The sequence below is a fragment of the Syntrophomonas curvata genome, assembly GCF_052976825.1.
In genome coordinates this window covers 1,402,795-1,426,427 of record NZ_CM129641.1, presented here as the reverse complement: position 1 = coordinate 1,426,427, position 23,633 = coordinate 1,402,795, and the positions used below count along the sequence as shown (strand labels likewise).

Sequence of the window (23,633 nt, the reverse complement as noted above, 5' to 3'; positions counted from 1 at the left end):
CCCTTCATTTTAACGCAGCGACGTCAACCTCACTTCTCCCTGATCCAGTATAAACTCGGAATATTTTATAGGGTCATTTACTATATAAATGGACTGGCCGATACTGATGCGAACACCCGGATATACCACTTCCAGTACCCTAACTTTAGCTGCCTGGGTTTTTTGGAATTCGTTCTCTAAAAACACTATTCTCTCGGTGATCTGCTCCAGTTCCTGGCGTAAGCTTTTAAGGCTGTCCAGCATCTTGATTAATTCCATTTTCTTTTTCTCGCTCAGATGCTCCGGAGATATCCCACTCTTCTGAAAAACCTGCAGGTTATGGTTGATGGTATCCATCGTCTTTTTTTTGTCATTCTTCACCCGGTTTAACATCTGATATTCATCTCGCAGGTGAGGGTTTACTCCAACCTCAACTATGGTCTGGGTAGCAAGCTGGGAGCCAATGACCTTGGCCTCAACTTCCCTCCCGGCCTGTATAGTGCCGCCTACAATAAGGGCCTTGCGGTCACTTACTTTTATGCTTCCACCCGCTTTTATATAGGATTGCATTACGGCTTCCCTGATTATTACATCCCGCCCCGCATCCAGCCTGGAGTTTTCAACAAAATGAGCATAGATGCTTTCTTCCGCTTTGACCAGGGTCTTCATACATCCGGTAATCCCGCCTTTTACCATGATGCTTCCCCGGGCCGCAACCTCGGCCGCCTCAATAAAACCTCTGATTTCAATATCACCACCGGACCTGACCTTAAATCCTGAGTTTACACTGCCATTTATAGAGATATTCCCGACAAAATCGATATCACCGGTAGAGTAATCCACATCCCCGGAAACAGTAAGCACGGGATTGACGGTTACTTTATGGTCAACTACGGTAACATGACCATCTATGGTAGCATACAGATTAAGCTCATCTTCGTCCGCCACCGTATTACTGCCTCGGGGCAATCTGATATCCTTGCCTTTTTTAGGCGGCAGTTCCATCCCCAACACACTGGTACCAGGAATTCCATCATCACCAGGTATCTTTTCTACCAGCAGCTGGCCCATTTTAACATTATGGATCAAGCCCAGGTCATGGTAGTTTACACTGCCCTTTTCATCAATCTTGGGTCCCCTCCGTTCCGAGGGGAGGGGGAATTTGTAAATGATTTTGGCATCCTTGCCGTTTACTGCCGGCTTGCCTTCAGCCACCAATATCTTGTAACCCCAGTTCTTTTCTTCCAGCGCTTCTTTAAGGTAATCTTCATTGACGCCGTATACAACCTGCTTATCAGCCAGAGCTTTAGTTACCGTTTCCAATGTACATTGATTTCCACCCTCGGTCGGAGGCACTATCTCCACATATGCCTTCAATAAATCCTTATCAATGAAAACATTGGCTTTGCTATCGATACTGAAGTTGTTGTCAGCCATATTATACCCCCTTATATAACCAGGTTTTTTTTCTTGCTCAAGCTTCCTCTTAACCTTAGAATAGCCTTGGTATGTAATTGCGATATCCGGGATTCGGATAAGCCAAGCACCATGCCTATTTCCTTTAAGGTTAGTCCTTCATAGTAATACAAATGTACAACTGTTTTTTCCTTTTCCGGAAGTCTTTTAATCGACCTGGTCAGTAAATCTTTGACTTCCCCCAATTCCAGTAGCTCCAGGGCATCGCTGGCATTATGGTCTTCCAGAAGATCCACTATGCGCTTTTTTTTATCATCACCATCATCACCTGGAATGAAGTCATCTAAAGATATTATCGTATTAGCCGCAACTTCCCTTAATAGAACCGAGAATTCATCAATATTGATACCCAGTTCCCGGGCTACTTCCGCATCAGTTGCCGCCCGCCCCAGCTTGCTTTCCAGCGCAGTATAGGTTTTTTCCAATTCCTTGCTTTTTTGCCTTACCGATACCGGCACCCAATCCATAGCCCGGAGCCCGTCAATCATGGCCCCTCTAATCCGGGTTATGGCATAGGTTTCAAACTTGATATTACGCTTATGGTCAAATTTTTCTATGGCATCTATCAGGCCTTCAATTCCGTAAGAAATCAATTCATCAACTTCAACCAGCGAAGAAAGGTTTATTGCCAATCGATTGGCAACATATTTTACCAGATGGGCATAGTGGATGATTAAATCATCCCGGGCTTCAATATCGTTTTTTTCCTTGTATTGAACCCAGATAACACCCATATCCGTTTTCATTAAATGATTCTCTCCCCATGTCCTATGGTTCTGACCAGCAAGTCGCCGGTTTCCGGGTCAAATGTAATGGTACGGCCGTAGTTGCCTCCGGTATCTCGGGCTAAAAGAGGAATTCGATGTTTTTGCAAATTCTCCTCCACCGCAACAGCATTGCGTTCCCCGATTTTCATGATGTCGCTTTCTCCGGAGAACTTGAACATCTGAGCCCCTCCGGCTATTTTTGCCTGTAAGCGGCTGCGATTAGCCCCGCTCTTTATCATCATATCCAGAACCAAATCAATTGCGGTGTCAGCAAATTTCGCCTTGTTTTCCGGGTTTTTAGCCTGCACGCTGGACGGCAGCATAATATGCGCCAGGCTACCCAGTTTTATGGCTTTGTCATATATGCAAATACCGATACACGAACCCAGACCTGCTGTCATAAGTTTATCCGGCGCCGTAGTCATCTTCAAATCTGCCATGCCCACCTGAATTATCTTAGCCATCAGTAACTCACCCCAAGCGCCTTTAGAATTGTATTCAGAGAGCCCGGTTCAGGAAGAAGAAAGAAATGTCCTACCACCTCGTCTTCATCCTTGGTAAACTCGGTTTCAAGCAGCAGCACATGATCTGCAATCTCCCCGAATTGAGCCAGTATGGCATTAAGAATGGCTCCCGCCATATCTATCCCCAGGGCTGGTACCGACGGGACAAATTTCAACTGGGTAAACATGGACATGGCATTAAGATAGGTAGCGGACAGAATGTTTCCCAATTCCATCATGGCCGACATCTCTATTTCATCGAGATTATTAATATCGGTTGCTCCATTGGGGCGAAGCAAAAGCATGTCTATCAAAAAACCCGCTTTTTCTGCCGAAAGTATGAACAGAATACTGTTAGGCGCCGGGCCGGTGACATTAAAATATATGCCTACCACATGGGCATCAGCCCCACCCAAAAGATCAGGTACCTCGGTAAAGGGAAGAATACTTACCCGGGGTACAGTCATATCAATTTTAGTCTGAACCATTTGGGCCAATGCGGTGGCCGCATTCCCTGCGCCAATGTTTCCTATTTCCCTTAAAGCGTCAATCTGTAAACCGGATAATTGGGTAAAGTCTTCCACTTGGTTTCACCTGCCTAATTTTTTTACGACTCCAGAATCTTTAATAAATCCAATAGGATAAGAAGTCGGTCATTTACTTTGGCAATACCCTGTATATGCTCGGCATTTATAGAACTATAAACCTTAGCTGTTTCTTCAATGTCTGCTTTAACCAGGCGAAGCACTTCCGAGACTTCGTCGACTATTATCCCCGCTTTGAGATCATCAAACTGGAAAACGACTATACGTTTATCCTCTTCCTTGCCCGCAGGCTGGAGATTAAATTTCTTATGCAGGTTGATGATGGGGATTATATTGCCCCTTAGATTAACCACCCCTTCTATATGGTTCTCCGCTCTGGGAACCCGGGTAATATTTAACAGACGATTAATCTCCTGAACATTCAGGATATCTACTGCATATTCTTCTTTTCCCAGATTAAACGCAACTACCTGGATTTCTTCATCCTGGCTGTATGAGCCCTGGAAACGCATATTTGCCGTCTCCTCCATAGATACACCTCCTTAAAAAAGCGTAGTTATATCAAGTATTAGTCTTACATTGCCATCGCCGGCCACAATAGCCCCTGCCAGACCTGGAATCCCGGTTAGTAATCTGCCCAGAGATTTGATCACTATTTCCTGCTGTCCTATCAGGCTGTCCACTACCAGACCGATCTGCCGTTCGGCCTTACGCACTACCACCACATACATCTCTTCAGCCGCGGCAGAGCCCTTTGTATCAAGCAGATGCGCCAACCGGTAGAGGGGCAATACACTCCCGCGCAGCATTATAACTTCCTGGCTCTGCACCATTTTAATATCGCCAGCCGTTATCATGGTGGTCTCATCCACCGAACTCAGGGGAACAGCATATATTTCATCCCGCACCGATACCATCAGGGCTTGGATAATAGCCAAGGTTAATGGTAATTTGATGCGAAAACGGGTACCCGAGCCCGGTTTGGAGTCGACAAAGATTTCTCCGCTGAGGGACTCAATTTTAGTTTTTACAACGTCCAGCCCTACTCCCCGTCCTGAAACATCAGTAACATTACTGGCTGTGCTGAAGCCGGGGCTGAATAGCAATTCAATGGCCTCTTCCCGGCTTAGCTGGTCTGCTTCTCTGGCGGCAAGCATTCCTTTTTCTACTGCCTTTTCTATTACCCGGGCAGTGTCTATGCCGGCCCCGTCATCTTCAACCTCAATATAAACGTTATTGCCCTCATGCCGGGCTCGAAGCATAACCGTCCCCTTGGAATTCTTGCCATTTTTTATCCTTTCCTGGGATGATTCCAATCCATGATCTATGGCATTGCGCAGAAGATGAACCAGAGGATCTCCAATTTCGTCGATAACCGTGCGATCAAGTTCCGTTTCCTTTCCCTCTATGAGGAAGTCGACTTCCTTGTTTAAATCACGGGCCAGATCTCTGACCATACGGGGAAAACGGTTAAACACCTGTTCAATGGGAACCATGCGTACTTTCATCACTACCGCTTGTAAGTCAGTACTGATACGGTCTATCTGTTCAATGGTCTCGTTCAGTTCATTGATTTTACGGCTGAAACCAATCTGCTCCAACCGACCTTTATGCATAACCAGTTCGCCTACCAGATTCATGAGGTTATCCAAACGGTCTATATCGACCCTTACCGTTTGTTTCACCTTATGGGTACGGGGATTATCAGCAGTATCGGCGGAAGATTGAGGTTGGCTGCCGGTATTGCCCGGTATCTGTTTCCCCTGCCCGGCAGTTATAGAGTCAACATTAATTTCCCGGATTCTCAGTACACTTATTTCGGAAATACCGCTCAGGCGTTTTTCCAGTATCTCAGCTGTGATTCTGGTAATAAGAAAGATTTCAAAATTACTGTCGAATTTGCCCTCATCCAGATCCTGGGCACTGGGAAGAGATTTGATTATTTCTCCATCCTCTTCCACCGCTTTAAATACCATAAAAGCCCGAACCGATTTCATCAAACAGCCCTGGTCCACAGCTATTTTCACATTAAATATAGTGAATCCCCTGCTGACAGCTTCTTTGAGAACCGTAATATCGTATTCATTGAAAGTAAACGATTCCTGGTAATCGTCGGCATCTTTCCCCAATCGGGCTGGTAATGTCAATTCTTGTTCCACCGCGGCAGCCGCTTCATCATAATTACCGGTTTTAATGTTTTCCAGGACAGCAATAAGGTCGCTGTTATCCATGGCTCCCGAACCTTTAGATTCAATACTGTCGATCATAAACTGTATCCGGTCAAAGCACTTAAATATGACATCTACCACGTTGGAATCAACTGCCAGGATACCTTCCTTTAAATCAGAAAGTACATTTTCCATATGATGGGTAAGATCAGCCAGATCATCAAACCCCATGGTCGACGACATGCCTTTAAGGGTATGGGCAGCTCGAAATATTTCATTAAGAGCAGCAATATTTCCCGAATCCTTTTCCAGTTCCAGCAAGCGCTGGTTCAGACTCTCCAGATGTTCTTTGCTTTCCTCCAAAAAAACGTCCAGATACTGGGACATATCCATCTTCATTGTACTAACCACCTCCTAAAATTTATCGTTTCTGATTAATTGCACTAGGATTTTACAGCATCTTTAAGATTTCCTCGCTAATACCATGAAGGGGTACGATTTTATCAACCACACCTGTTTCTATGGCCGCTTTGGGCATGCCATACACGATGCAGGTGGAGGGATCTTCAGCAATAATGCGAGCCCCCCTGGCTTTTAATTGTATTACTCCAAGAGCTCCATCATGACCCATTCCGGTCATAATTACACCTACCATGTGGGACCAGAATTTTTCGGCAGCTGACTCCAGCAACACATCAACGGCAGGTCGGAGCCCGCCCCGGGGGGGAGACTGTTCCAGACTTATGTATAGTTCTTTAACCGCTTTTTCCAGGCCCTTATTACTAAGCGCCATATGGTAATCGCCCGGTGCTATGTACACGCACCCCGGCACAATTTTTTCACCTTGCTCAGCTTCTTTTACCTTTATTGCCGACAAAGAATCCAGACGCTCGGCCAGAGATCTGGTAAACCCCGGCGGCATGTGCTGGACAACCAGAACGGCGGCGTCGATTTCAGCCGGCAAACGGGGAATGACCTGATATAACGCTTTTGGCCCCCCGGTGGAGGTCCCGATTAAAACCAATTTGCTCAGGGCTTTGTCTCCGGGAAAATATTTGGCGCCCGTGCTTTTACCGAGCACTGGAATCTCCGGGCTACTATTAAAATTCATTAACTTTCGTCTGGTACCTGCAACGGCAATTATTTTTTTTACGATATCTTCACTTACCTGTTCAATATCAAGTGAAATCTGCCCGGACGGTTTGGCAATAAAGTCTACCGCTCCCAGTTGCAGCGCCCGCAGAGTCTGCTCGGCTCCTTTCCGGGTCAGGCTGCTGAGCATTATAACCGGTACCGGTGTTTCCCTCATTATGCTTTGCAGCGCAGTAAGCCCATCCATTTCCGGCATTTCGATATCCATGGTCACCACGTCAGGCTGTAATTCTTTTACCCTATTAACGGCATCCCTGCCATCCCGGGCTTTGGCAATAACCTCCATTTCCGGGGAGCTATTGATAATATCGGTAATCATTTTACGCATAAAAGCGGAGTCATCCACTACCAGAACCTTGATTTTAGCCACTGAATACCTCCTTCCTTAGAGGATTCCTTTCTGTATCCACTCACGCTGTTTTTCAAATATAAACCTGAAGATTCTATCTCTTTGGGATTCGCTGATATCATCGTATTCAATTGCAACCCGAACCGAATTTTTCTCGTGCTTGCCCCTTTCAAAAACCCTGATGGCATGGGCCTGGCTGAAGAAAGATTCTTTGTCGGAAAGCTGCAGTTCCATCTCTATTTTCTGCCCGGCTTTTATATCCGCCTGGGTAGAAAACAATATTCCCCCAGCACTGATATCAATGGTCATCCCTTCTTCAATCGGACCCCGGTTATCTCCATCGACAACCCGGAAACGCACAGATAAGTTAACCTCCAGTCTTACGAATTCACGCTTCTGGTTAACGCTGATAAATCGTTCCGGCTTATCAATTATCAGATAGGGGATAGGTTCCCTTCTTCGCCCCGCTATCTTGGTGAAAAAACCAAAAGTGCCGTTTTTTTGGCGTAAAATAATCTTGATTTCCTCACCCAGGCGCATGGGTAGGAGAGCTCCCTTGCGCATCGGCATCGATATGTATATATATTTTTCCTTGATTTCTTCGATTCTGCTGGGTAAGTATTCAGTTTTTTCATCCTGGTTTACTTCTATCTCAATGAGCTGGTTTATTTTTAAATCCTTGACCTTCACAGCTTACTCCCCCCTTAACGGCTATTGCATCAAACCCATAATCTTCTTAAAAAAATGTTTAATTCCGCTATTGTTAACAACTGCGCTCCCACCCGCATCATTGGCCCTTATCAGATTAGCGGCAATGGAATTGATGTTGCGGGCCGCCACACTACGGGGAAATATCTCTATAAATGCCTGTTGGCGCCTGATACCTTCCCCCACCATGGGCTCATTGATTACATGCCCCAGGATATTAATCTTGAGGTTCAGAAAGCGCTCACATACCAGTTTAAATTTCTCTGCCACCAAGACCCCCTCGGTGCTGTCGGCTGCGCGATTTACCACCAGGTAAAGGACTTTGTCCTCAGATTTTTTCGCAACTGCTTTTATCATCCCGTAGGCATCAGTCATGGAAGTGGGCTCCGGGGTGGTGATAAAAATCACATCGTCGGCCGACAGTAAAAATGATAAGACATTGCTTGATATGCCCGCGCCGGTATCAATAATCATGTAGTCGAAATCTCCATCCAATTTGCCCAGCTCTACCATTATCCTTTTTAAGTCGATTTCCCCCAAATCGGCCAATTCAGCAATACCCGAGCCCCCGGGAATAATACTCAAACCACCGGGTCCGGCGATAATGATATCTTTTAAACTTTTCTTCCCTTGTATCATATGGTGGATATTGTATTTAGGAACCAGACCCAGCATTATATCTATGTTAGCCAGCCCCATATCGGCATCCATCAGTAAAATCCTTTTACCCCGGAGGCACAGGCACAAGGCAATGTTAAGAGCCAGGGTGCTTTTGCCTACCCCGCCTTTGCCGCTGCTGATCACAACTACCCGGGTGCGTTTAAGCTCACGGGTCATCTCCCGCTCAATTTGCTGTTTAACATCCAGAGCCATTTGCCTTAGCTTGTCTGCCTGATCGTTCATAGGGCTTCATCCCTTCTTAAGAGCATCTGGGCTAAACGCAGCGAATCCGGTATTTCTATATCATCAGGAACGTTTTGTCCCGTAGTAAAATAGGCCAGAGGTTTTTTGATCTCATGCAGCGCGTTCAATATGGGGCCATAATTACAGGTCTCGTCCAATTTGGTAAATATTATTTTATCCACCCCAATATTCTGGAACCTTTTATAAATGTTGATTAAATCATTGCTGTCCGTGGTAACACTTAAAACCAGAATAGTCTCGTCGGGTCTGGCGGCATTGGTAAACTCTTGCAGTTCTTGCATTTGTTCCGCATTGTAGGGACTGCGTCCGGCGGTATCGACAAAAATAATATCCTTTTGCCGGTACTGTTCTACGGCCAGCAGGAGATCCTCCGGCGTAAATACCACGCTTATAGGAATACCGATTATTTCGGCAAAAGTCCTTAATTGTTCAGCCGCCGACACCCGGTAGGTATCCAGAGTAATGAGGGCAACGTTTTTACCTTCTGCAAAGGTGAGATTAGCTGCCAGCTTGGCAATAGTAGTAGTCTTGCCCACCCCGGTAGGCCCTACCAGAAATACTATCATTCCTTTGCGCTCCGGACTAAGCTTGATCGGCTTTATCTGATGTATGGATTCCTGCAGGGTATGCAGACAAACATCCCGGGCCCAGCTGCCATCACTGAACCCATCTTTAGGAAGTCTGGAAGCAACATGGTTGACTACATTCAAAGCGATATCACGGTCAACATTGTTATGCACCAGCGTTTCATAGAAATGCTGCACCTGTTCCGGCATACCTTTAATAACCTCGACTTCATACATCCGGGATTTAATATCCGTCATCAGGTTCTTCATTTTCTGCAGTTCCAGCAGTACTTCATCTTCCCTGCCGGTGTTCTCGCCGGAACTTGCCGCCAGTGAGCCGTAAGGGTTTTCTGTAACCGCCGCTGATTCAGTTTTGGCTGCTGCCGGAGGTAAAGGCATATTGGTCCTGGCCCGGTCGGTATTAACCTGCAGGTTGTCGTCCACCACCACCGTTATTTCAACCCGGGGGGGATAAAGCAGACCCAGAATCCCGCCTTTTTTTATCTGCCGGGTATGTAATATAATCGCATCCCGGCCCATCTCTTCCTTGGCTCTCTGGATAGCGGTCTTAAAATCTTTGGCCACATATTTTTTGATCTTCACGATGACACCATCCCTATAACCTCAACATTAATATTGGAGTCAATCTCGTTATAAGACAGTACAACCAGGTTAGAGATAAAGCGCTCTATCAGGCGTTTAAAATAAAGCCTTAAAATGGGGGCGCAGATTACTACCGGGGTAATCCCCCTTTGACTCCAATCCTCGTATTGCTTGGCAAGCTTGTCTATCATACCCTGGGCAACATCCGGGTCCAAGGCCAGGTAGGAGCCAAACTCGCTGTGTTGAATGGACTCGCGCAGTCTCTCTTCCAGGGACGGATCCAGAGTCAGCACGCTGATGGTTTGCTTATCCCCGCCATACTGTTTGCTGATTTGCCTTTTTAAAGCCTGGCGTACATATTCGGTCAAAACATCGGCATCTTTAGTTATTTTGGCGTAATCAGCCAGGGTCTCCATAATAGTAATCATATCCCGGATGGAAATCTGTTCCTTCAGCAAATTGGCCAAAACCCGCTGCAAATCTCCCAGTGACATAGGATCAGGTATTAATTCATCCACCACCGCTGAATTATGTTCCTTGATAAAGTTGATGATGTTTTGTATTTCCTGCCTTCCCAGTAATTCATGAGCATGGGACTTTATTATCGAGGTGAGGTGGGTAGCCAGTACGGAAGCAGGGTCAACCACGGTATAACCCTTCATTTCCGCCCGCTCCTTATCGGCCGTATCTATCCACCGTGCCGGTAGATTGAATGCAGGTTCCAAGGTGTCTACCCCCATTATCTCGTCGTCATTTTCAATTTCCGGCCCGATGGCGAGATAATTGTCCAGCATCAATTCTCCGGCCGCTATCTCGGTTCCCTTAATCTTTATTAAATAAGCGCTGGGTTTAAGCTGCATATTGTCCCTTATGCGTACCGGGGGGACAATAAAACCCATTTCCACCGCGCATTGCCTTCTGATCATAATAATCCGGTCCAGCAAATCACCTCCCTGCTCCGAGTCTACCAGGGGGATAAGGGCGTAACCCAGCTCCATCTCCATCTTCTCCACCTGCAGTAATTCTACTACGTTTTCCGGCTTCTTAATTTCCTCTGCCTCCACTACTTCTTCCATATCATCTACCTCCTCCGTTGGGGGGGCAGAGGTTCTGGAAGTGAAAAACAGCAATCCAAAGAAAGCTGCCAGCGAATACATGGGCAGGCGGGGCAAGCCGATAGTTCCCAGAACCAGCAGGATAAGGGCAGCCAATCCGAGGGCTTTCGGGTAGGAGAATACCTGCAAGGTAAGTTCATGACCCAGGCTGGACTTGGACGCACTCCGGGTAACAACTATACCGGTGGCAGTGGAAATCAGTAATGCCGGTATCTGGGTAACCAGTCCATCCCCCACCGTCAGTATGGTATAAACCTGCATGGCTTCATTCATGGGCATACCCATCTGCGCCATCCCAATAACGAAGCCGCCAATAATATTAATAATTATAATAATGATGCCGGCTATCGCATCACCCTTGACAAACTTGCTGGCGCCATCCATGGCCCCGTAGAAATCAGCTTCCCTTTGGATTTTCTGTCTCCGCTCCCGGGCGGCCTGCTCATTTATCAATCCCGCATTAAGGTCGGCATCGATTGCCATCTGCTTGCCCGGCATGGCATCCAGGGTAAAGCGGGCCGCTACTTCAGATACCCTTTCCGCTCCCTTGGTAATTACGATAAACTGTATTACCACCAGGATTAAAAATATAACCAGCCCTACAACCGTATTGCCCCCCACCACAAATGAGCCAAAAGACTCAATCACCTGGCCGGCATCGGCATAGAGCAGTATTAAACGGGTTGAGGATATGTTAAGCGAAAGCCGAAACAGGGTCATAACCAGTAAAAGAGCCGGAAAAACCGAAAATTCCAGGGGATCAGTATTAAACATGGATACCATTAATATGACCAGGGCAAAACTGATATTAAAGGTCAGCAGCACGTCCAGCAAAGCCGGTTTCAATGGTATAATCATCATCATAACAATGCTGACCACCAGAAGAGCTATAACTATATCACTGTGCGCCATCAGCCTGTTTAATAAACCGGACCTTTCTTCCATTTCCTGTCCTCCCGCCTACATAACCTTCTTTTTTTGTTTATAGACAAAGGCCAGCACTTCGGCTACGGCCTGGTAAAGTTCTTCGGGGATCACATCTCCGATATCCGTGCTGTAGTATAAGGTTCTGGCCAGCAGGGGATTTTCCACAATGACTACCTCATTTTCCCGGGCTATCTCTTTGATTTTAAGCGCCACAAAATCCTGTCCCCGGGCCACAACCACCGGAGCCTCCATCTCTTTGTAGGTATATCTTAAGGCCACCGCAAAGTGCGTAGGATTGGTTATAACCACATCTGCCTGCGGTACTTCAGCCATCATTCTGCGCATGGCAAACTCCCTTTGAATTTGCCTTTGCTTGGACTTGACCAGAGGATCTCCCTCGGTCTGCTTGTATTCCTGTTTAACATCATATTTGGACATCTTTAGTGATTTTTCATATTCATACCACTGATAAAGATAGTCCACTATCCCTATAATTAAAAAGACCAGCCCGACTTTCAATGCCATTTCAAAAATCATGACACTTAAAACCTTGATACTGAAGGCCAGCTCCATATCTACAAAGCGGGGGAATACATAAAAATACTTCCTTAAAACCGAATACACTATATATCCGGTGACTATAACCTTAAATAAAGCCTTGGCCAGTTCTACCAGAGCCCTTTTGGAGAATACCCGCTTAAAGCCCTCAATCGGGTTCAAACGCTCCAGTTTGGGGGTCAGGGCTTCGGCACTGAAGATAAAGCCCACCTGCAGATACGTTATCAGCAAAGCGGCTACAAAGGTTGCCAGTAAAACCGGCAACAGGACCTTGCCCATGAGCAGGAGCACCTCAATAAACATGGCATAAATATATTCATTGCTAAAATCATGGAGAGTTCGGTCCAGAATATATAAAGATGTAAAATTTTCCAGGCTTTTAATCATGTAAGTCATGCTTGCATAGAGAACCACGGTTCCTACCAGCAAAATAACCGCTGAATTCAGGTCGGCGCTCTTAAACACCTGGCCTTTTTTACGGGCTTCTTCGCGGCGCCGGGGGGTAGCCTGCTCGGTCTTTTCGCCGGTGTCTCCATCACCGGCGAAAAGCTGCAAATCAAATATGTAGTTTTTGATTAGCTCGTCCTGCATAAAGTCACATTCCCATTAATCTCAGGAGTTGATCCAGGTATTCAAAAAAACGGGCAAAAAGCTGGTTGAACACCCAGATATAAATCGGCATCATTATCAATAAAGAACCCAGCCCCACCAGTATCTTCAGGGGCAGGCCCACAATAAACACATTCATTTGGGGAACGGTTCGGGCCACAAAGCCCATGGCAATGTCAGCAGTCATAATAGCGATAATTATGGGCGCCGAAATCTTTACGGCTATAATAAACATATAAACGCTTACCTGGATTATTAAATCGGTTACCTTACCGTTCAAACTCAAACCCAGGACCGGAATGACCTTATAGCTTTGAACCAGAGCCTGGAACAGGTAATGGTGGCCGTCAATAGCCAGGTACAGCAACAGCGCCACCGTCTGGGTCAGGTTTCCCATCAGAGGGATTTGGGTACCCGACTGAGGGTCAACCACATTGACAATGCCGAATCCCATCTGCATATCCATGATCTGTCCGGCCAACTGTATGGCGCCAAAGACCATGTAGGCAACAAATCCAATAGTGTATCCTATCAGGATCTCGACCGCCAGGGCGGCAATAAAATAAGCCGGACTGGTAATCTCCTGCGCATAGGCAACAGGAACAAAATAAGCCATCATAGCTGCCAGGGCCACAATAACCAGAATCTTTACCCTGACCGGCATCATACGGCTGCTAAGTATGGGAGCACTTAAAAATAGTCCCGATATTCTGCTTATCAGCAGTAAAAAACCCTCCAGCGCAAAAGGCATAAGCTGCTACCACCTGTCCTACATAGCTAAGAACTGAGGAATACTGGCATAAAGGCTCTGGGTAAAGTCAGTCAGAATATTGAGCATCCAGGGGCCAAAAATAACCGCAACCAGCAGCACAATAACAATCTTAGGAACAAAGACCAGGGTCATTTCCTGGATTTGGGTAGTTGCCTGCAAAATACTTATCAGCAATCCTACCAGTAGAGCCGCACCCAGAATGGGGGCCGAGATTAAAATCACTGTAAATACCGCTTCATTTGCTATCCCCATAACTATGTTTTCGTACAAAGCAATAACTCCTCTCTATTTGAAACTGAGTATTAGTGATTGAATCACCAGATTCCAGCCATCTACCAGCACAAATAAAAGAATCTTGAACGGCAGTGAAATCATCATGGGAGGCAGCATCATCATACCCATTGACATCAAAGCGCTGGCCACCACCATATCAATAACCAGAAAAGGCACAAATATGACAAAACCAATCTGAAAAGCGGTTTTCAGTTCACTGATTACAAACGACGGTATAAGAACATAGTTGGGAATATCATCGAAGTTGCGTGGCCGTTTCATCTCTGACATTTTTACAAACAAGGCCAGATCCTTTTCCCGGGTTTGCTGAAACATAAACTCTCTTAAGGGCTGCATACCTTTTTGAAAAGCGGCTTCTTGGGTAATTTTGCCTTTAAAATAAGGCTGCAGGGCCTGATGATTGACTTCTTGAAAAGTAGGCGCCATAACAAAAAAAGTAAGGAATAGAGCCAGTCCTATCAGTACCTGATTAGGAGGCATCTGCTGGGTAGCCAGAGAAGTTCTGATGAAGCCCAGTACGACAATAATCCTGATAAAGGACGTGACCATGACCAGTATAGCTGGAGCCAGTGCCAGTACGGTAAGGAGTATTACCAGCTGCAGGGCAGTTGATAGATTCTGGGGATTATTACCGGCCTGGTCGCCTATCTGCAGGTTAATATCGGGTATTTGCAAAGGCTCGGCAAATGCAGGAGAAACCAATACAGCTGCCAATACCATAACCAGCATCAGCACCAGGACAAAACGGTATGTAAAGGTAATTGCGGGTTTATACATGGTCATCACTTCTTCTGGAGCCGCCCCCGGTATCCTGGGTACCCCGGTATGATATTTCGTCCAGCCTCCTGGCCTGTTGCTCTATGAGGGTATGGAAATTATCAGGAACTTTTTCCACCGATTTACGCGGTTTTAAAATACCGGCAACTACCTCTTTCCAGTTGTTCCATGCCAATGCAGTTTCGGTATCAACTACCGTAATATTGCTTCGGCTTATTTCTTCCAGCAGCTTCGGGTTGTCAACCTCAAACAGTACCGAGATATTGTGGTCGGTAACACCAATGGCATAAACTTTTTCACCGGCTTCACAGAGTACAATACCTCGATTTTGCCCCAGCATAACTTCATCAACCACATGAATCCAGGTACCTTGGAGCCTGGCACTTGCTTTTTTACCAAAAAGACGGATAATCGACCAAGCCGCCCCTATGATTAATGCCAATATAAATATCAGTTTGACAAAGTTGAAAAACAGGTTCGGAGCCTTGGCCTTTTCCACCTTCTGACTATCAATAGCCTTCTCCACTGCATTGAAGTCTTCAACCGCCAGAACATTTACCGCCAAAATTGATATAAGTACCAGAGTTATGATTAAAATGCTTATATACCTGTGTCTGACAGAAAGCATGGGCTTCACATCCACTTAGTTAATCTATGGCTTTACTTACAGCTTCGATGACCCGCTCAGGCTGAAAGGGTTTGACAATAAAATCTTTGGCGCCTGCCTGGATGGCATCAATAACCATGGCCTGTTGTCCCATGGCACTGCACATAATAATTTTGGCAGCGGCATCGAAGGATTTGATTTCCCGAACGGCTGCAATACCATCCATATCCGGCATAGTAATATCCATAGTAACCAGGTCGGGCTTCAGGTCTTTATATTTTTCTACCGCAACTGCGCCGTTCTCTGCTTCGCCGACCACATCGTAGCCGTTTTTGCTTAAGATATCCTTAATCATCATCCGCATAAACGCAGCATCATCAACTATTAGAACCGTCTTTCCCATCGTTGACCTCCTCACATCCTATTGTAATCTGTTCATCCTATCCATAGGGCTTATAATCGTAGTTATGCGAATACCGTAGCTCTCATCAATTACTACTACCTCACCTTTAGCAATCAGTTTACCGTTGACCAGCATATCTACCGGTTCTCCGGCCAGTTTATCAAGCTGTATTATCGCTCCCTGGTGCAGTTCCAGTATCTCTTTGATGGTTTTGCGGGTTTTGCCCAGTTCTACCGCTATGTCCAGAGGTACATCCATAATCAGACCGATATTGTTGGGCCCGCTTCCTGAATCACTCTCCCTCAGCGGTGCAAACTGTACCGGCTGTACCGTATACGGAGCACCTTTTTTTATTCCTGAAGAGCCGTCATTATAAGCATTGCCGCTCCAATTATCAACCGGTGCTGGTTCAGGCTGATTGCCAGGATGGGCAAACGGCTGGGGTGCAGCAACCGTCTCCATCGGCGGCGGAGCAGACTGTACCGGAGCGGTTTCTACCACCGCTTCCAGTCCCGATTCCTCAATGGTATTACCCATTAGGGCATTAATCATGTTTTTAACTGCTTCCATGGGAATTATCTGCATGATTTCGCTGTTGATCAAATGCTCGATTTCCATTTTGAATTTAATTCTGGCCATTTCCTCATATTGGCTGGAAAACTCAAAATTCTCTTTACCAAAATCCATAATGGTCAGCCGGGGTGGAGCAATATCAATCCTGCGATTAAACATGGAGGATAAACTGGTGGTAGCCGACCCCATCATTTGATTCATGGCCTCCCCCACCGCACTGAGTTCCAGTTCACTGAGGGTATTGCTGCCCGCCTGGCCGTCCCCGCCCATCATCAGATCGGCAATGATGCAGGCATCCTCCTCCTTGATCACCAGAATATTGGAACCATACAGACCTTCGGTATACTCAACCTCAACCACTACGTAAGGCAAGGGATAATCATCCTGCAGCTGTTTGCTGGTGGTTATGGAGACGTCCGGGGTAGTAATGGCCACCTTTTTACGCAATAAAGTGGACAAGGTAGTAGCAGCCGTACCCATGCTGATGTTGCCAATCTCCCCCAGAGCATCTTTTTCAAAATCACTCAGGCCTATCCCGGAATCAGCTTGGGGTTCAGTTGAGTTCCCTCCCTTTAACAGGGCATCTATTTCCTCCTGGGATAGAATTCCATCACTCATCTTCATTTCCCTCCTCTACTATATGGGAAACCTGAATCGACATCCGGTTTTCTAACACTCCTGGCTTGCCAAGAAACTTGGCCCGCTGTCCTATAACCACTTCCAGGTCTTTTTTGATACTTCTATCCAGTTGTACCACGTCCCCAATATTAAGCTCCAGCAATTCCTTAACGGTTATAGTGGTAGTACCGAGAATAACCTTTACCGGAACCCTGGTGTTCTCCAGCTTATGCCGGATATTATCTATGTTCTCCTGAGTTGCCTTCTGGCTGCTGGAAGAATAATAATAATGCACACTCAATTTGTCGAGTATAGGCTCCAGAACCAGAAAGGGAATGCAAATATTTACCATGCCCAGAACATCGGCCATCTGGGTCTCCAGCGAAACTATCATCATAATCTCGGTGGGAGAAACCAGTTGGGTAAACTGCGGGTTGGTCTCCACCCGTTCCAGGGAAGGTTCCAATTCAATGATACTGCCCCATGGTTCCTGGAGATAATCCAGCATTCTCTGAGCTATTCTTTCAATAACCGTTTGCTCTATTTCGGTCAGAGCTCTGATCTTGGGAGGAGCATAGCCCGGTCCGCCCAGAAGGCGATCTAAAAAGGCAAAACCCAGGTTAGGGTTAATTTCCATAATAGCACTGCCTTCCAGTGGATAAAAGGAAAAAATATTCAATATGGTCGGATTGGGTATAGAGCGAATAAACTCTTCATAGGTCAGCTGCTCCACTGATAAAACTTCCATCTGAACCGGCGCCCGCAGTTGAGCAGACAGATAAGTTGCCAGGGAGCGGGCATAGTTTTCATAGATAACCTGCAAAGTATGTATCTGATCTTTGGAAAACTTGTTGGGCCGCCGAAAATCGTAGACCTTGACTTTCTTCCGGGTCTGTTCCTCTTTCAGCTCATTGGCGTCAACCGAGCCGCTGCTCAGAGCGGATAGGAGCGCATCTATTTCCGATTGTGACAGTACCTCACTCATTATAACCCTCCCTTCAGGTTATAATTATTGCATTATAAAGTCGGTAAAGTAAACGTTTTTTACCAACTCTCCTCCGATTTTGGCATTGATGTCGAGCTTGATTTGAGCCTTGAGATTATTGCGGTTACGCACATCCAGATCAGCCAGGCTCTGAGATGCCAGAATGCCTAAAATGCTGTCCTTGATTACCGGCATGTACTTAGTTATAGTCTCTTGCGCCTTTTTGTCGTCAGCCGATACTTCAACCGTGACCTTGACCTTTAAAAAACGGGTACTTCCAGCCGCATTGATATTGGTAGTAAATTCTCCCACCTCAACCAGATTTCCCGAAAGCAATTCCTGCTGTTTTTTATTGGTCTCAGGCACCAATGGTGCAATAAGGCTTCTCATTACAAAATATGTAACGCCCATGGCAACTAGAAATAATAATAAGCCTATCAGTATAATGCGAAAATCAAAGCCTGGTTTTTCCTTAATCTCGGTGCCCTTTTCATCTGCCAACTGCATTCCCCCCTTTTACACTATGCTTTTAAATTGGTACAGGTTCTTTTGCGAAATTTTATGATATCCTCCCGGATCTTATTGACCGGTTCCCTTACTACCAGCTTTTTGCCGGTGGTCAGGGTGACAATCGTATCCGGGGTTTCCTCCATTATTTCAATCAGGTCAATGTTAAGTACTATCCTTTCTCCATTCAGCCGGGTAAGGTAAACCACTCTGCCACCTCTTATTCAACCCCGGGGGCATGATCCCCCGGGGAATGCAGTTTATTATCTCTTCAGATTGACCAGTTCCTGCAACATCTCATCTGATGTGGTGATAATGCGGGAATTGGCCTGGAATCCCCTCTGGGTCACTATCATATCGGTAAATTCCTCCGATAAATCCACATTGGACATCTCCAGGCTGCTGGGCATAATCTTGCCCAGTCCCTGAGAACCCGGTGCACCGATATGAGCATCTCCTGAGTTGCTCGATACGGCAAACAAAGTGCCGCCTATCTGCTGCAGGCCGGAGGGATTTTCAAAGGATGCAACGGCGACTTTTGCCAAATCCCGATTTTGGCCATTATCATATATACCCGTAATGGTGCCATCGATACCCACGGAATAACTGGTGAGACTGCCCTGGGCATAACCGTCCTGGCTGCTGGCCCAGGCTGATGATTCCCCTGCCCGCTGGGTAAGCCCGGCAAAATCAATGGTACAGCTTATATTGGCAGTTCCATTGCCCGGTGGCGGTATCTGGCGGTTGATATTATAATCGAATTTAGCCAGCTTAGGGTCTTTAATATTCCCCATATTATCGAATGGAATATTATATACCCGTAGAACCTTATCCCCGGTGCCGGCAACTGCTCCGGTCGCCATATCCATTGCTCCAAAATCGGTATTGGCCAGATAACCAGCCTGTTTGTCAAACAGCGGGTCGGTAGAGATATCGCAGGCCCAGCGGGTAACCGGGTCAGCCACCGGAGTTACACCGGGAGCGGAACCGGGCGTTATTTCATATTTAAAGAAACGGTAATGAACGGTTACCTTATTGCCCTGGGAGTCATAAACATCCTTGGAACCGGAAACCACATTCTCCGGGTAGCCGGCCGCCAGCCCCTGCGTGGCCGTAAGCACACTGCCCGCGCAGCCTCCTGCATTGGCAATTACCAACTGATCAACATTGGTTCCGGCTAAAGCGGTATTAAACTCAATGCTGTATTCTCCACCTGATGTCGGTGGGGGGCCGCCTGCCGGTGCTGTCGTCTGGGTTACGGTCACGTTGCCCTTTAAGGCCGGGATTGTATCAATCGCAGTCTGAATATCGGCCAGGGAAGCATTATAAGCGATCGGCGCGGTAGTAAAACCGCCGTAGCTTAAAGTAAACGTACCGCTACCGGAGGTGGTAAGATTGAGAGTCTGAATCTCATTCCTGGGGATTACCGTCGTAGGCTCCTGTCCTTCAGTAATGGCGACTATAGCAGCCGTACCGCCATCATACGGCGCTCCTCCGGTGGTAATAGTCAGCGCCGGCAGGTCCATGGCTGACAATACTCCCTGGAATTTAATATCATATCTCTGTCTCACAGCATCCCAGGTAACCGCTACGTTGCCGGAGCCGATATTGGGCAGAGCTTCAAGAGCGGCCTGGATGTTGCCCGCAGTGGTGGCAGCATCAGCGCCGACCGCAATATTACTTGTCGTATATCCATCAAAAGTAAGGGTGAAAGCTCCCCCTGCCGTTCCCCCGTAAGGAATTGCGCTGAAGGTCAAGGCCTGCCATTCATTGCGGGCGGGGACAAAACCCAGCCCGGAATCCAGATTGCCGGTAAACATCATTTTCGTGGTAGCCTTGGCGTTCAGACTTTTATAAGCCGATATGTCTATGCTGACCGGGTCGCCGTTGGTGCTGAGATCCCAGGTCGACGCATTAGCCAGCCAGCCCTGTACCTTATAGCCATTGGCTGTCTCCAGGTTGCCCTGCTTGTCAAAATCAAAAGCCCCGGCCCGGGTATAGTATCGGTTACTGCCGTCGTTGACTACAAAGTAACCATTACCGTCAATAGCCATATCGGTCAGCTTGGCAGTGCTGCTGGTAGGCGATCCGGTATGAATCTGGTCGATGCTGGACAGCGCCATACCCAGCCCCACCCCCATGGGGTTGGTTCCGCCCCGGGAACCATCCGGGCTCGAAGCTCCCCTGATATTCTGGTAGAGCACGTCTTTAAAGACTACCCGGCTCTTTTTAAACCCGGCGGTATTAACATTGGCAATGTTGTTTCCTATAACATCCATTCTGGTCTGGTGGTTCCGCAAACCCGAAACCCCAGAATACATGGAACGCATCATCTTTTACATGACCTCCTTTACCTGTAGGTATTTGGTAATTTATCCGGATGCTTCCGTCATTCCGCATCCCAAGGCTTCCTGCTAAGAGGTCCAGCCCTATACAATAACGGCGCTGTCGATATTGGTAAAGACATTCTCTTTGAGATTTTGTTCATCTACAGCAGTAATTACGGTGTTGTTCCTGATGCTTACCACCAGGGCTAAATTATCCATCAGAATCAGAGAATCCCTGGCGCCCTTCTCCCGCGCTTTGCCCACCGCATTTTCCAACCGAGCCAGTTCCTCTTCTCCCAGTTCGATATTACGGGACTGCAATCTCTGCCGGGCATGCTGGGAGAATTTCAGTTCACCCTGGAGTTTTTTCTCCAGCACTTGCCCGAATGAGGCCTTTTTAGCATCCGGGGTAGCGGGAGTATTGGTTTTGGTGGCAGGAGCCAGCGGTTGAATGACCTGCTGGGGGAAATAGACCTTATTATTCACCTGCTCCACCTTCCTCCGGGGTAATCAGAGTCAGCAAATCATCCAGCCGGTCTACCAGCTGGTCTAGCTGCTTATTATCAGAAACAACCGGACTGCCTATTCCGGACAGGTACTTCATGTCGACCTCTTTGCCATTGATAACGCAATAAGCGGTGCCGTTCTTAAACACTACCGAACTGACTACGCCTTTTAATAGTTTGGCTTCGCTCGCGTCGGGGTCCTGATAGCTGATTTCCCGTCCTATCAGATTGGTAGACTGCTGTATCATGAGAGCAGGGATTAAAAAGTCATTTATACTGGCGGCCAGCTTTTCAAATCCGGTATTCAGATTTTTCATCTGTTCCAGGGAACTGAAGTTGGCCATCTGGGAAATGAATTCCCTGTCTTTCATGGGTTCCAGAGGATCCTGGTATTGCAGTTCGGTTATCAACAGTTTCAGAAAGTCATCCTTATCCAGTATCGTTTTGGAAACCGGGGTCGTGGCTTTAGCCGCAGCCGTTTCCCGCAGCCAGGGGACCGTTTCGGTTACTATGTCTGCCATCAATTTCACCTCCTTAAACCAAAAAGCTGAGTTTGCCGTTTTCGTTAAATCCGGTTTCGTTTTCAGCCATTACGGCAGAAATCATCTCTTCAGGGTATATAGCCTCATCGTAGTTATCCCCCGGGTAGGCTTCACCTTGATGCCGTCCGGGTGACTGGCCTTCCTGCCATAAATACTGACGGCTGCCTTCGGAACCGTCAAACATACCTCCGTTATTCAGAGCCACATTGACTTCAGCCCGGTCCACCCGGAGTCCTTGCGCTTCCAGATTTTGCCTGAGGGTAGGCATATTATTCTCCAGCAAATGCCTGACCTGTTGATTTTCGGCGATAAAGCGGGCGGTTACAACTCCCTCTTCCACCATGACCTTTATGGTCAGTCGGCCTAAAAATTCCGGCTTCAGGTCTATCTTGAGCTCTGATAACTTATGACTAAACAAGAGTTCCGCCTTTTGTACCACCTGAGCCATTATTTCCCTGGCGCTGGGTAAATTCCTGCTGCTTTCCCCTCCCGGGGCGGCTGTTTTTAAGCCGTCCGCGCTATTGCGGGCAAGTTCACTTATAAACCCTTTGCCTTCGTCGCCGGCAGCTTGAGCCTTGCCCTCTGCAGCCGTTTGGGGTTCCGAACTCAGGCGCCTGCCATTAAGTCGATGGGACTCAAAGTCTATCAGTTTTTTGACATCAGTGGCAGGAACCGTTCTGCTACTGGCAGCAGCCCCCCTGTCCGCATGCGTTTTTTCCTCTGACCCGGAATCTGGCGCTGCCTTGGATTTTATCCTTTGGTCTGACCATAGCTCCTTAACCCATTGTTTGATCTCTGGTGCTTCTTTTGCCGCTTTGTCTCCGGCCGATACGGTCTGCCCCAACCTGACTTCCTGCTTCGCTTCTCCCTCTGATCTGCTGTGATCTTTGGCCAGCTCATCCTTCAGGGCTGGTTCAGCTTCCTTCCCACTACTGCTGATTGCCGGGGTTGCTGGCGTATTGTCTTCTGAAAACACTAAACCGCTTTTCCCGTCAACAACTGTGATTTCCTGACCCGCCCCTGCAGGGGTTGGCGCCGTGCCAATTTGCGGTTCCCTGGCAGCGGCAGGCGAAATATCGCTATCGCTGTTTGGCGGTCGCACCTGATCTTCGAGCACGGGTTTGCCGTCAATTGTGGCTAAGGATGCATCCCAATCCCCTGCCGGAGCCGTACCGGACGCAGCGGGCAAAACCATATCCCCTTCCTCTGCCACCGGTGCCTCAGACACAAACATTACGCTCTTTACCGGGTTTTCAGCATGCGCATCGTCAGTAGAGACTGCCTCGGGATTAAGGGCTGATTGCCCGCCCTCCTGTTCAGGTAACGCTGCCTGACGGGCGGTAGGGAAAAGTTGAACGAATAGCTCCGCAACAGGTAGGGCCTCTGCTTCTCCCGTCCCCCTGTCATCTCCCCGGGCAGCGCTATTGCATTCCGTGCTGGCGCCGGATTCCTGCGGGTTGGTTCCGGCCAATCCTCTGGAATCAGGTTCATACTTTTTACTTCCCCCGGCGGCAATCGTTTCTGTCCCGTCATCGGTCTTAACCTCGTTTGAACCCGGTTTCCATGAGTTATTGCCGGGATTGTCCGCAATTATATCTTTTCCGGGCTGGCATTTCGGTCTCTGGCTCATTTGTTTTAATTGTTTGTAGAAACTGCCGCTGCTGTTATTGCCAGGTAAACGTTTTTCTGCCGGACTTGCCTTTTCTTTGGCTCCTGCAGCAATCATTGCCGGCATGTTTATGCTTGTCACTGGTTCACCTCCTTTCGTTCCCT

At 47.4% G+C, this 23,633-nt stretch carries 25 protein-coding genes; all 25 read right to left on the bottom strand.

Translation table 11 applies throughout. The features are described from left to right. Nucleotides 1–9: 9 nt before the first annotated feature. Nucleotides 10–1,416, bottom strand: a complete 1,407-nt coding sequence (locus tag ACU70B_RS06365; RefSeq protein WP_447185510.1) for a flagellar assembly protein A — start codon at nt 1,414–1,416, stop codon at nt 10–12. A gap of 11 nt (nt 1,417–1,427) precedes the next feature. Further along, nucleotides 1,428–2,201: a FliA/WhiG family RNA polymerase sigma factor gene (locus tag ACU70B_RS06360; RefSeq protein ID WP_447185509.1), complete on the bottom strand. Its 774-nt coding sequence runs from the start codon at nt 2,199–2,201 to the stop codon at nt 1,428–1,430. Then, complete coding sequence (locus ACU70B_RS06355; protein ID WP_447185508.1) at nt 2,201–2,686, bottom strand: chemotaxis protein CheD; 486 nt, start codon at nt 2,684–2,686, stop codon at nt 2,201–2,203. The genes ACU70B_RS06360 and ACU70B_RS06355 overlap by 1 nt, the downstream gene beginning before the upstream one ends. Continuing rightward, entirely contained in the window at nt 2,686–3,309 is a 624-nt protein-coding gene (locus ACU70B_RS06350; RefSeq protein ID WP_447185507.1) for a chemotaxis protein CheC, read from the bottom strand. Before ACU70B_RS06350 ends, ACU70B_RS06355 begins: the two co-directional genes overlap by 1 nt. Before the next feature lie 23 nt (nt 3,310–3,332). Further along, nucleotides 3,333–3,800, bottom strand: a complete 468-nt coding sequence (locus tag ACU70B_RS06345; RefSeq protein WP_447185506.1) for a chemotaxis protein CheW — start codon at nt 3,798–3,800, stop codon at nt 3,333–3,335. Between the two features lie 12 nt (nt 3,801–3,812). After that, nucleotides 3,813–5,837 carry a chemotaxis protein CheA gene (locus ACU70B_RS06340; protein ID WP_447185505.1) on the bottom strand — a complete coding sequence of 675 codons (2,025 nt, stop codon included), beginning with the start codon at nt 5,835–5,837 and terminating at the stop codon, nt 3,813–3,815. A gap of 52 nt (nt 5,838–5,889) precedes the next feature. Next, nucleotides 5,890–6,960 (bottom strand): protein-glutamate methylesterase/protein-glutamine glutaminase, encoded by a 1,071-nt coding sequence (locus tag ACU70B_RS06335; protein ID WP_447185504.1) that lies wholly within the window; start codon nt 6,958–6,960, stop codon nt 5,890–5,892. A 15-nt stretch (nt 6,961–6,975) separates the two neighbouring features. After that, complete coding sequence (locus ACU70B_RS06330; protein ID WP_447185503.1) at nt 6,976–7,629, bottom strand: flagellar brake protein; 654 nt, start codon at nt 7,627–7,629, stop codon at nt 6,976–6,978. A 21-nt stretch (nt 7,630–7,650) separates the two neighbouring features. Further along, nucleotides 7,651–8,550, bottom strand: coding sequence for a MinD/ParA family protein (locus ACU70B_RS06325; RefSeq protein ID WP_447185502.1), 900 nt, complete (start codon nt 8,548–8,550; stop codon nt 7,651–7,653). Then, nucleotides 8,547–9,740 carry a flagellar biosynthesis GTPase FlhF gene (gene flhF / locus ACU70B_RS06320; RefSeq protein ID WP_447185501.1) on the bottom strand — a complete coding sequence of 398 codons (1,194 nt, stop codon included), beginning with the start codon at nt 9,738–9,740 and terminating at the stop codon, nt 8,547–8,549. Before flhF ends, ACU70B_RS06325 begins: the two co-directional genes overlap by 4 nt. Beyond that, complete coding sequence (gene flhA / locus ACU70B_RS06315; RefSeq protein ID WP_447185500.1) at nt 9,737–11,800, bottom strand: flagellar biosynthesis protein FlhA; 2,064 nt, start codon at nt 11,798–11,800, stop codon at nt 9,737–9,739. The genes flhF and flhA overlap by 4 nt, the downstream gene beginning before the upstream one ends. Nucleotides 11,801–11,815: 15 nt before the next feature. Further along, nucleotides 11,816–12,931, bottom strand: coding sequence for a flagellar biosynthesis protein FlhB (gene flhB, locus ACU70B_RS06310; protein ID WP_447185499.1), 1,116 nt, complete (start codon nt 12,929–12,931; stop codon nt 11,816–11,818). Nucleotides 12,932–12,935: 4 nt separating this feature from the next. After that, a complete protein-coding gene (gene fliR / locus ACU70B_RS06305; RefSeq protein ID WP_447185498.1) occupies nt 12,936–13,700 on the bottom strand; it encodes a flagellar biosynthetic protein FliR in 765 nt (254 codons plus the stop codon). An 18-nt stretch (nt 13,701–13,718) separates the two neighbouring features. Then, the gene (fliQ, locus tag ACU70B_RS06300; protein ID WP_447185497.1) at nt 13,719–13,991 is read right to left on the bottom strand and encodes a flagellar biosynthesis protein FliQ; all 273 of its coding nucleotides are present in this window, start codon (nt 13,989–13,991) and stop codon (nt 13,719–13,721) included. 15 nt (nt 13,992–14,006) lie between these two features. Continuing rightward, nucleotides 14,007–14,792: a flagellar type III secretion system pore protein FliP gene (fliP, locus tag ACU70B_RS06295; protein WP_447185496.1), complete on the bottom strand. Its 786-nt coding sequence runs from the start codon at nt 14,790–14,792 to the stop codon at nt 14,007–14,009. Then, nucleotides 14,785–15,420 (bottom strand): flagellar biosynthetic protein FliO, encoded by a 636-nt coding sequence (fliO, locus tag ACU70B_RS06290; RefSeq protein ID WP_447185495.1) that lies wholly within the window; start codon nt 15,418–15,420, stop codon nt 14,785–14,787. The genes fliP and fliO overlap by 8 nt, the downstream gene beginning before the upstream one ends. A gap of 19 nt (nt 15,421–15,439) precedes the next feature. Further along, complete coding sequence (locus tag ACU70B_RS06285; protein WP_447185494.1) at nt 15,440–15,802, bottom strand: response regulator; 363 nt, start codon at nt 15,800–15,802, stop codon at nt 15,440–15,442. Nucleotides 15,803–15,820: 18 nt separating this feature from the next. Next, nucleotides 15,821–16,993, bottom strand: a complete 1,173-nt coding sequence (gene fliY / locus ACU70B_RS06280; RefSeq protein WP_447185493.1) for a flagellar motor switch phosphatase FliY — start codon at nt 16,991–16,993, stop codon at nt 15,821–15,823. Beyond that, a complete protein-coding gene (gene fliM / locus ACU70B_RS06275) occupies nt 16,986–17,978 on the bottom strand; it encodes a flagellar motor switch protein FliM (protein ID WP_447185492.1) in 993 nt (330 codons plus the stop codon). Before fliM ends, fliY begins: the two co-directional genes overlap by 8 nt. Before the next feature lie 24 nt (nt 17,979–18,002). After that, nucleotides 18,003–18,485: a flagellar basal body-associated FliL family protein gene (locus tag ACU70B_RS06270; RefSeq protein WP_447185491.1), complete on the bottom strand. Its 483-nt coding sequence runs from the start codon at nt 18,483–18,485 to the stop codon at nt 18,003–18,005. A 14-nt stretch (nt 18,486–18,499) separates the two neighbouring features. Beyond that, nucleotides 18,500–18,694: a flagellar FlbD family protein gene (locus ACU70B_RS06265; protein ID WP_447185490.1), complete on the bottom strand. Its 195-nt coding sequence runs from the start codon at nt 18,692–18,694 to the stop codon at nt 18,500–18,502. 54 nt (nt 18,695–18,748) lie between these two features. Next, the gene (locus ACU70B_RS06260; protein WP_447185489.1) at nt 18,749–20,818 is read right to left on the bottom strand and encodes a flagellar hook protein FlgE; all 2,070 of its coding nucleotides are present in this window, start codon (nt 20,816–20,818) and stop codon (nt 18,749–18,751) included. Between the two features lie 96 nt (nt 20,819–20,914). Continuing rightward, nucleotides 20,915–21,298 (bottom strand): TIGR02530 family flagellar biosynthesis protein, encoded by a 384-nt coding sequence (locus tag ACU70B_RS06255; RefSeq protein WP_447185488.1) that lies wholly within the window; start codon nt 21,296–21,298, stop codon nt 20,915–20,917. Next, nucleotides 21,291–21,839 carry a flagellar hook capping FlgD N-terminal domain-containing protein gene (locus tag ACU70B_RS06250; protein WP_447185487.1) on the bottom strand — a complete coding sequence of 183 codons (549 nt, stop codon included), beginning with the start codon at nt 21,837–21,839 and terminating at the stop codon, nt 21,291–21,293. Before ACU70B_RS06250 ends, ACU70B_RS06255 begins: the two co-directional genes overlap by 8 nt. Nucleotides 21,840–21,852: 13 nt before the next feature. Continuing rightward, nucleotides 21,853–23,610 (bottom strand): flagellar hook-length control protein FliK, encoded by a 1,758-nt coding sequence (locus tag ACU70B_RS06245; RefSeq protein ID WP_447185486.1) that lies wholly within the window; start codon nt 23,608–23,610, stop codon nt 21,853–21,855. Nucleotides 23,611–23,633 lie beyond the last annotated feature (23 nt).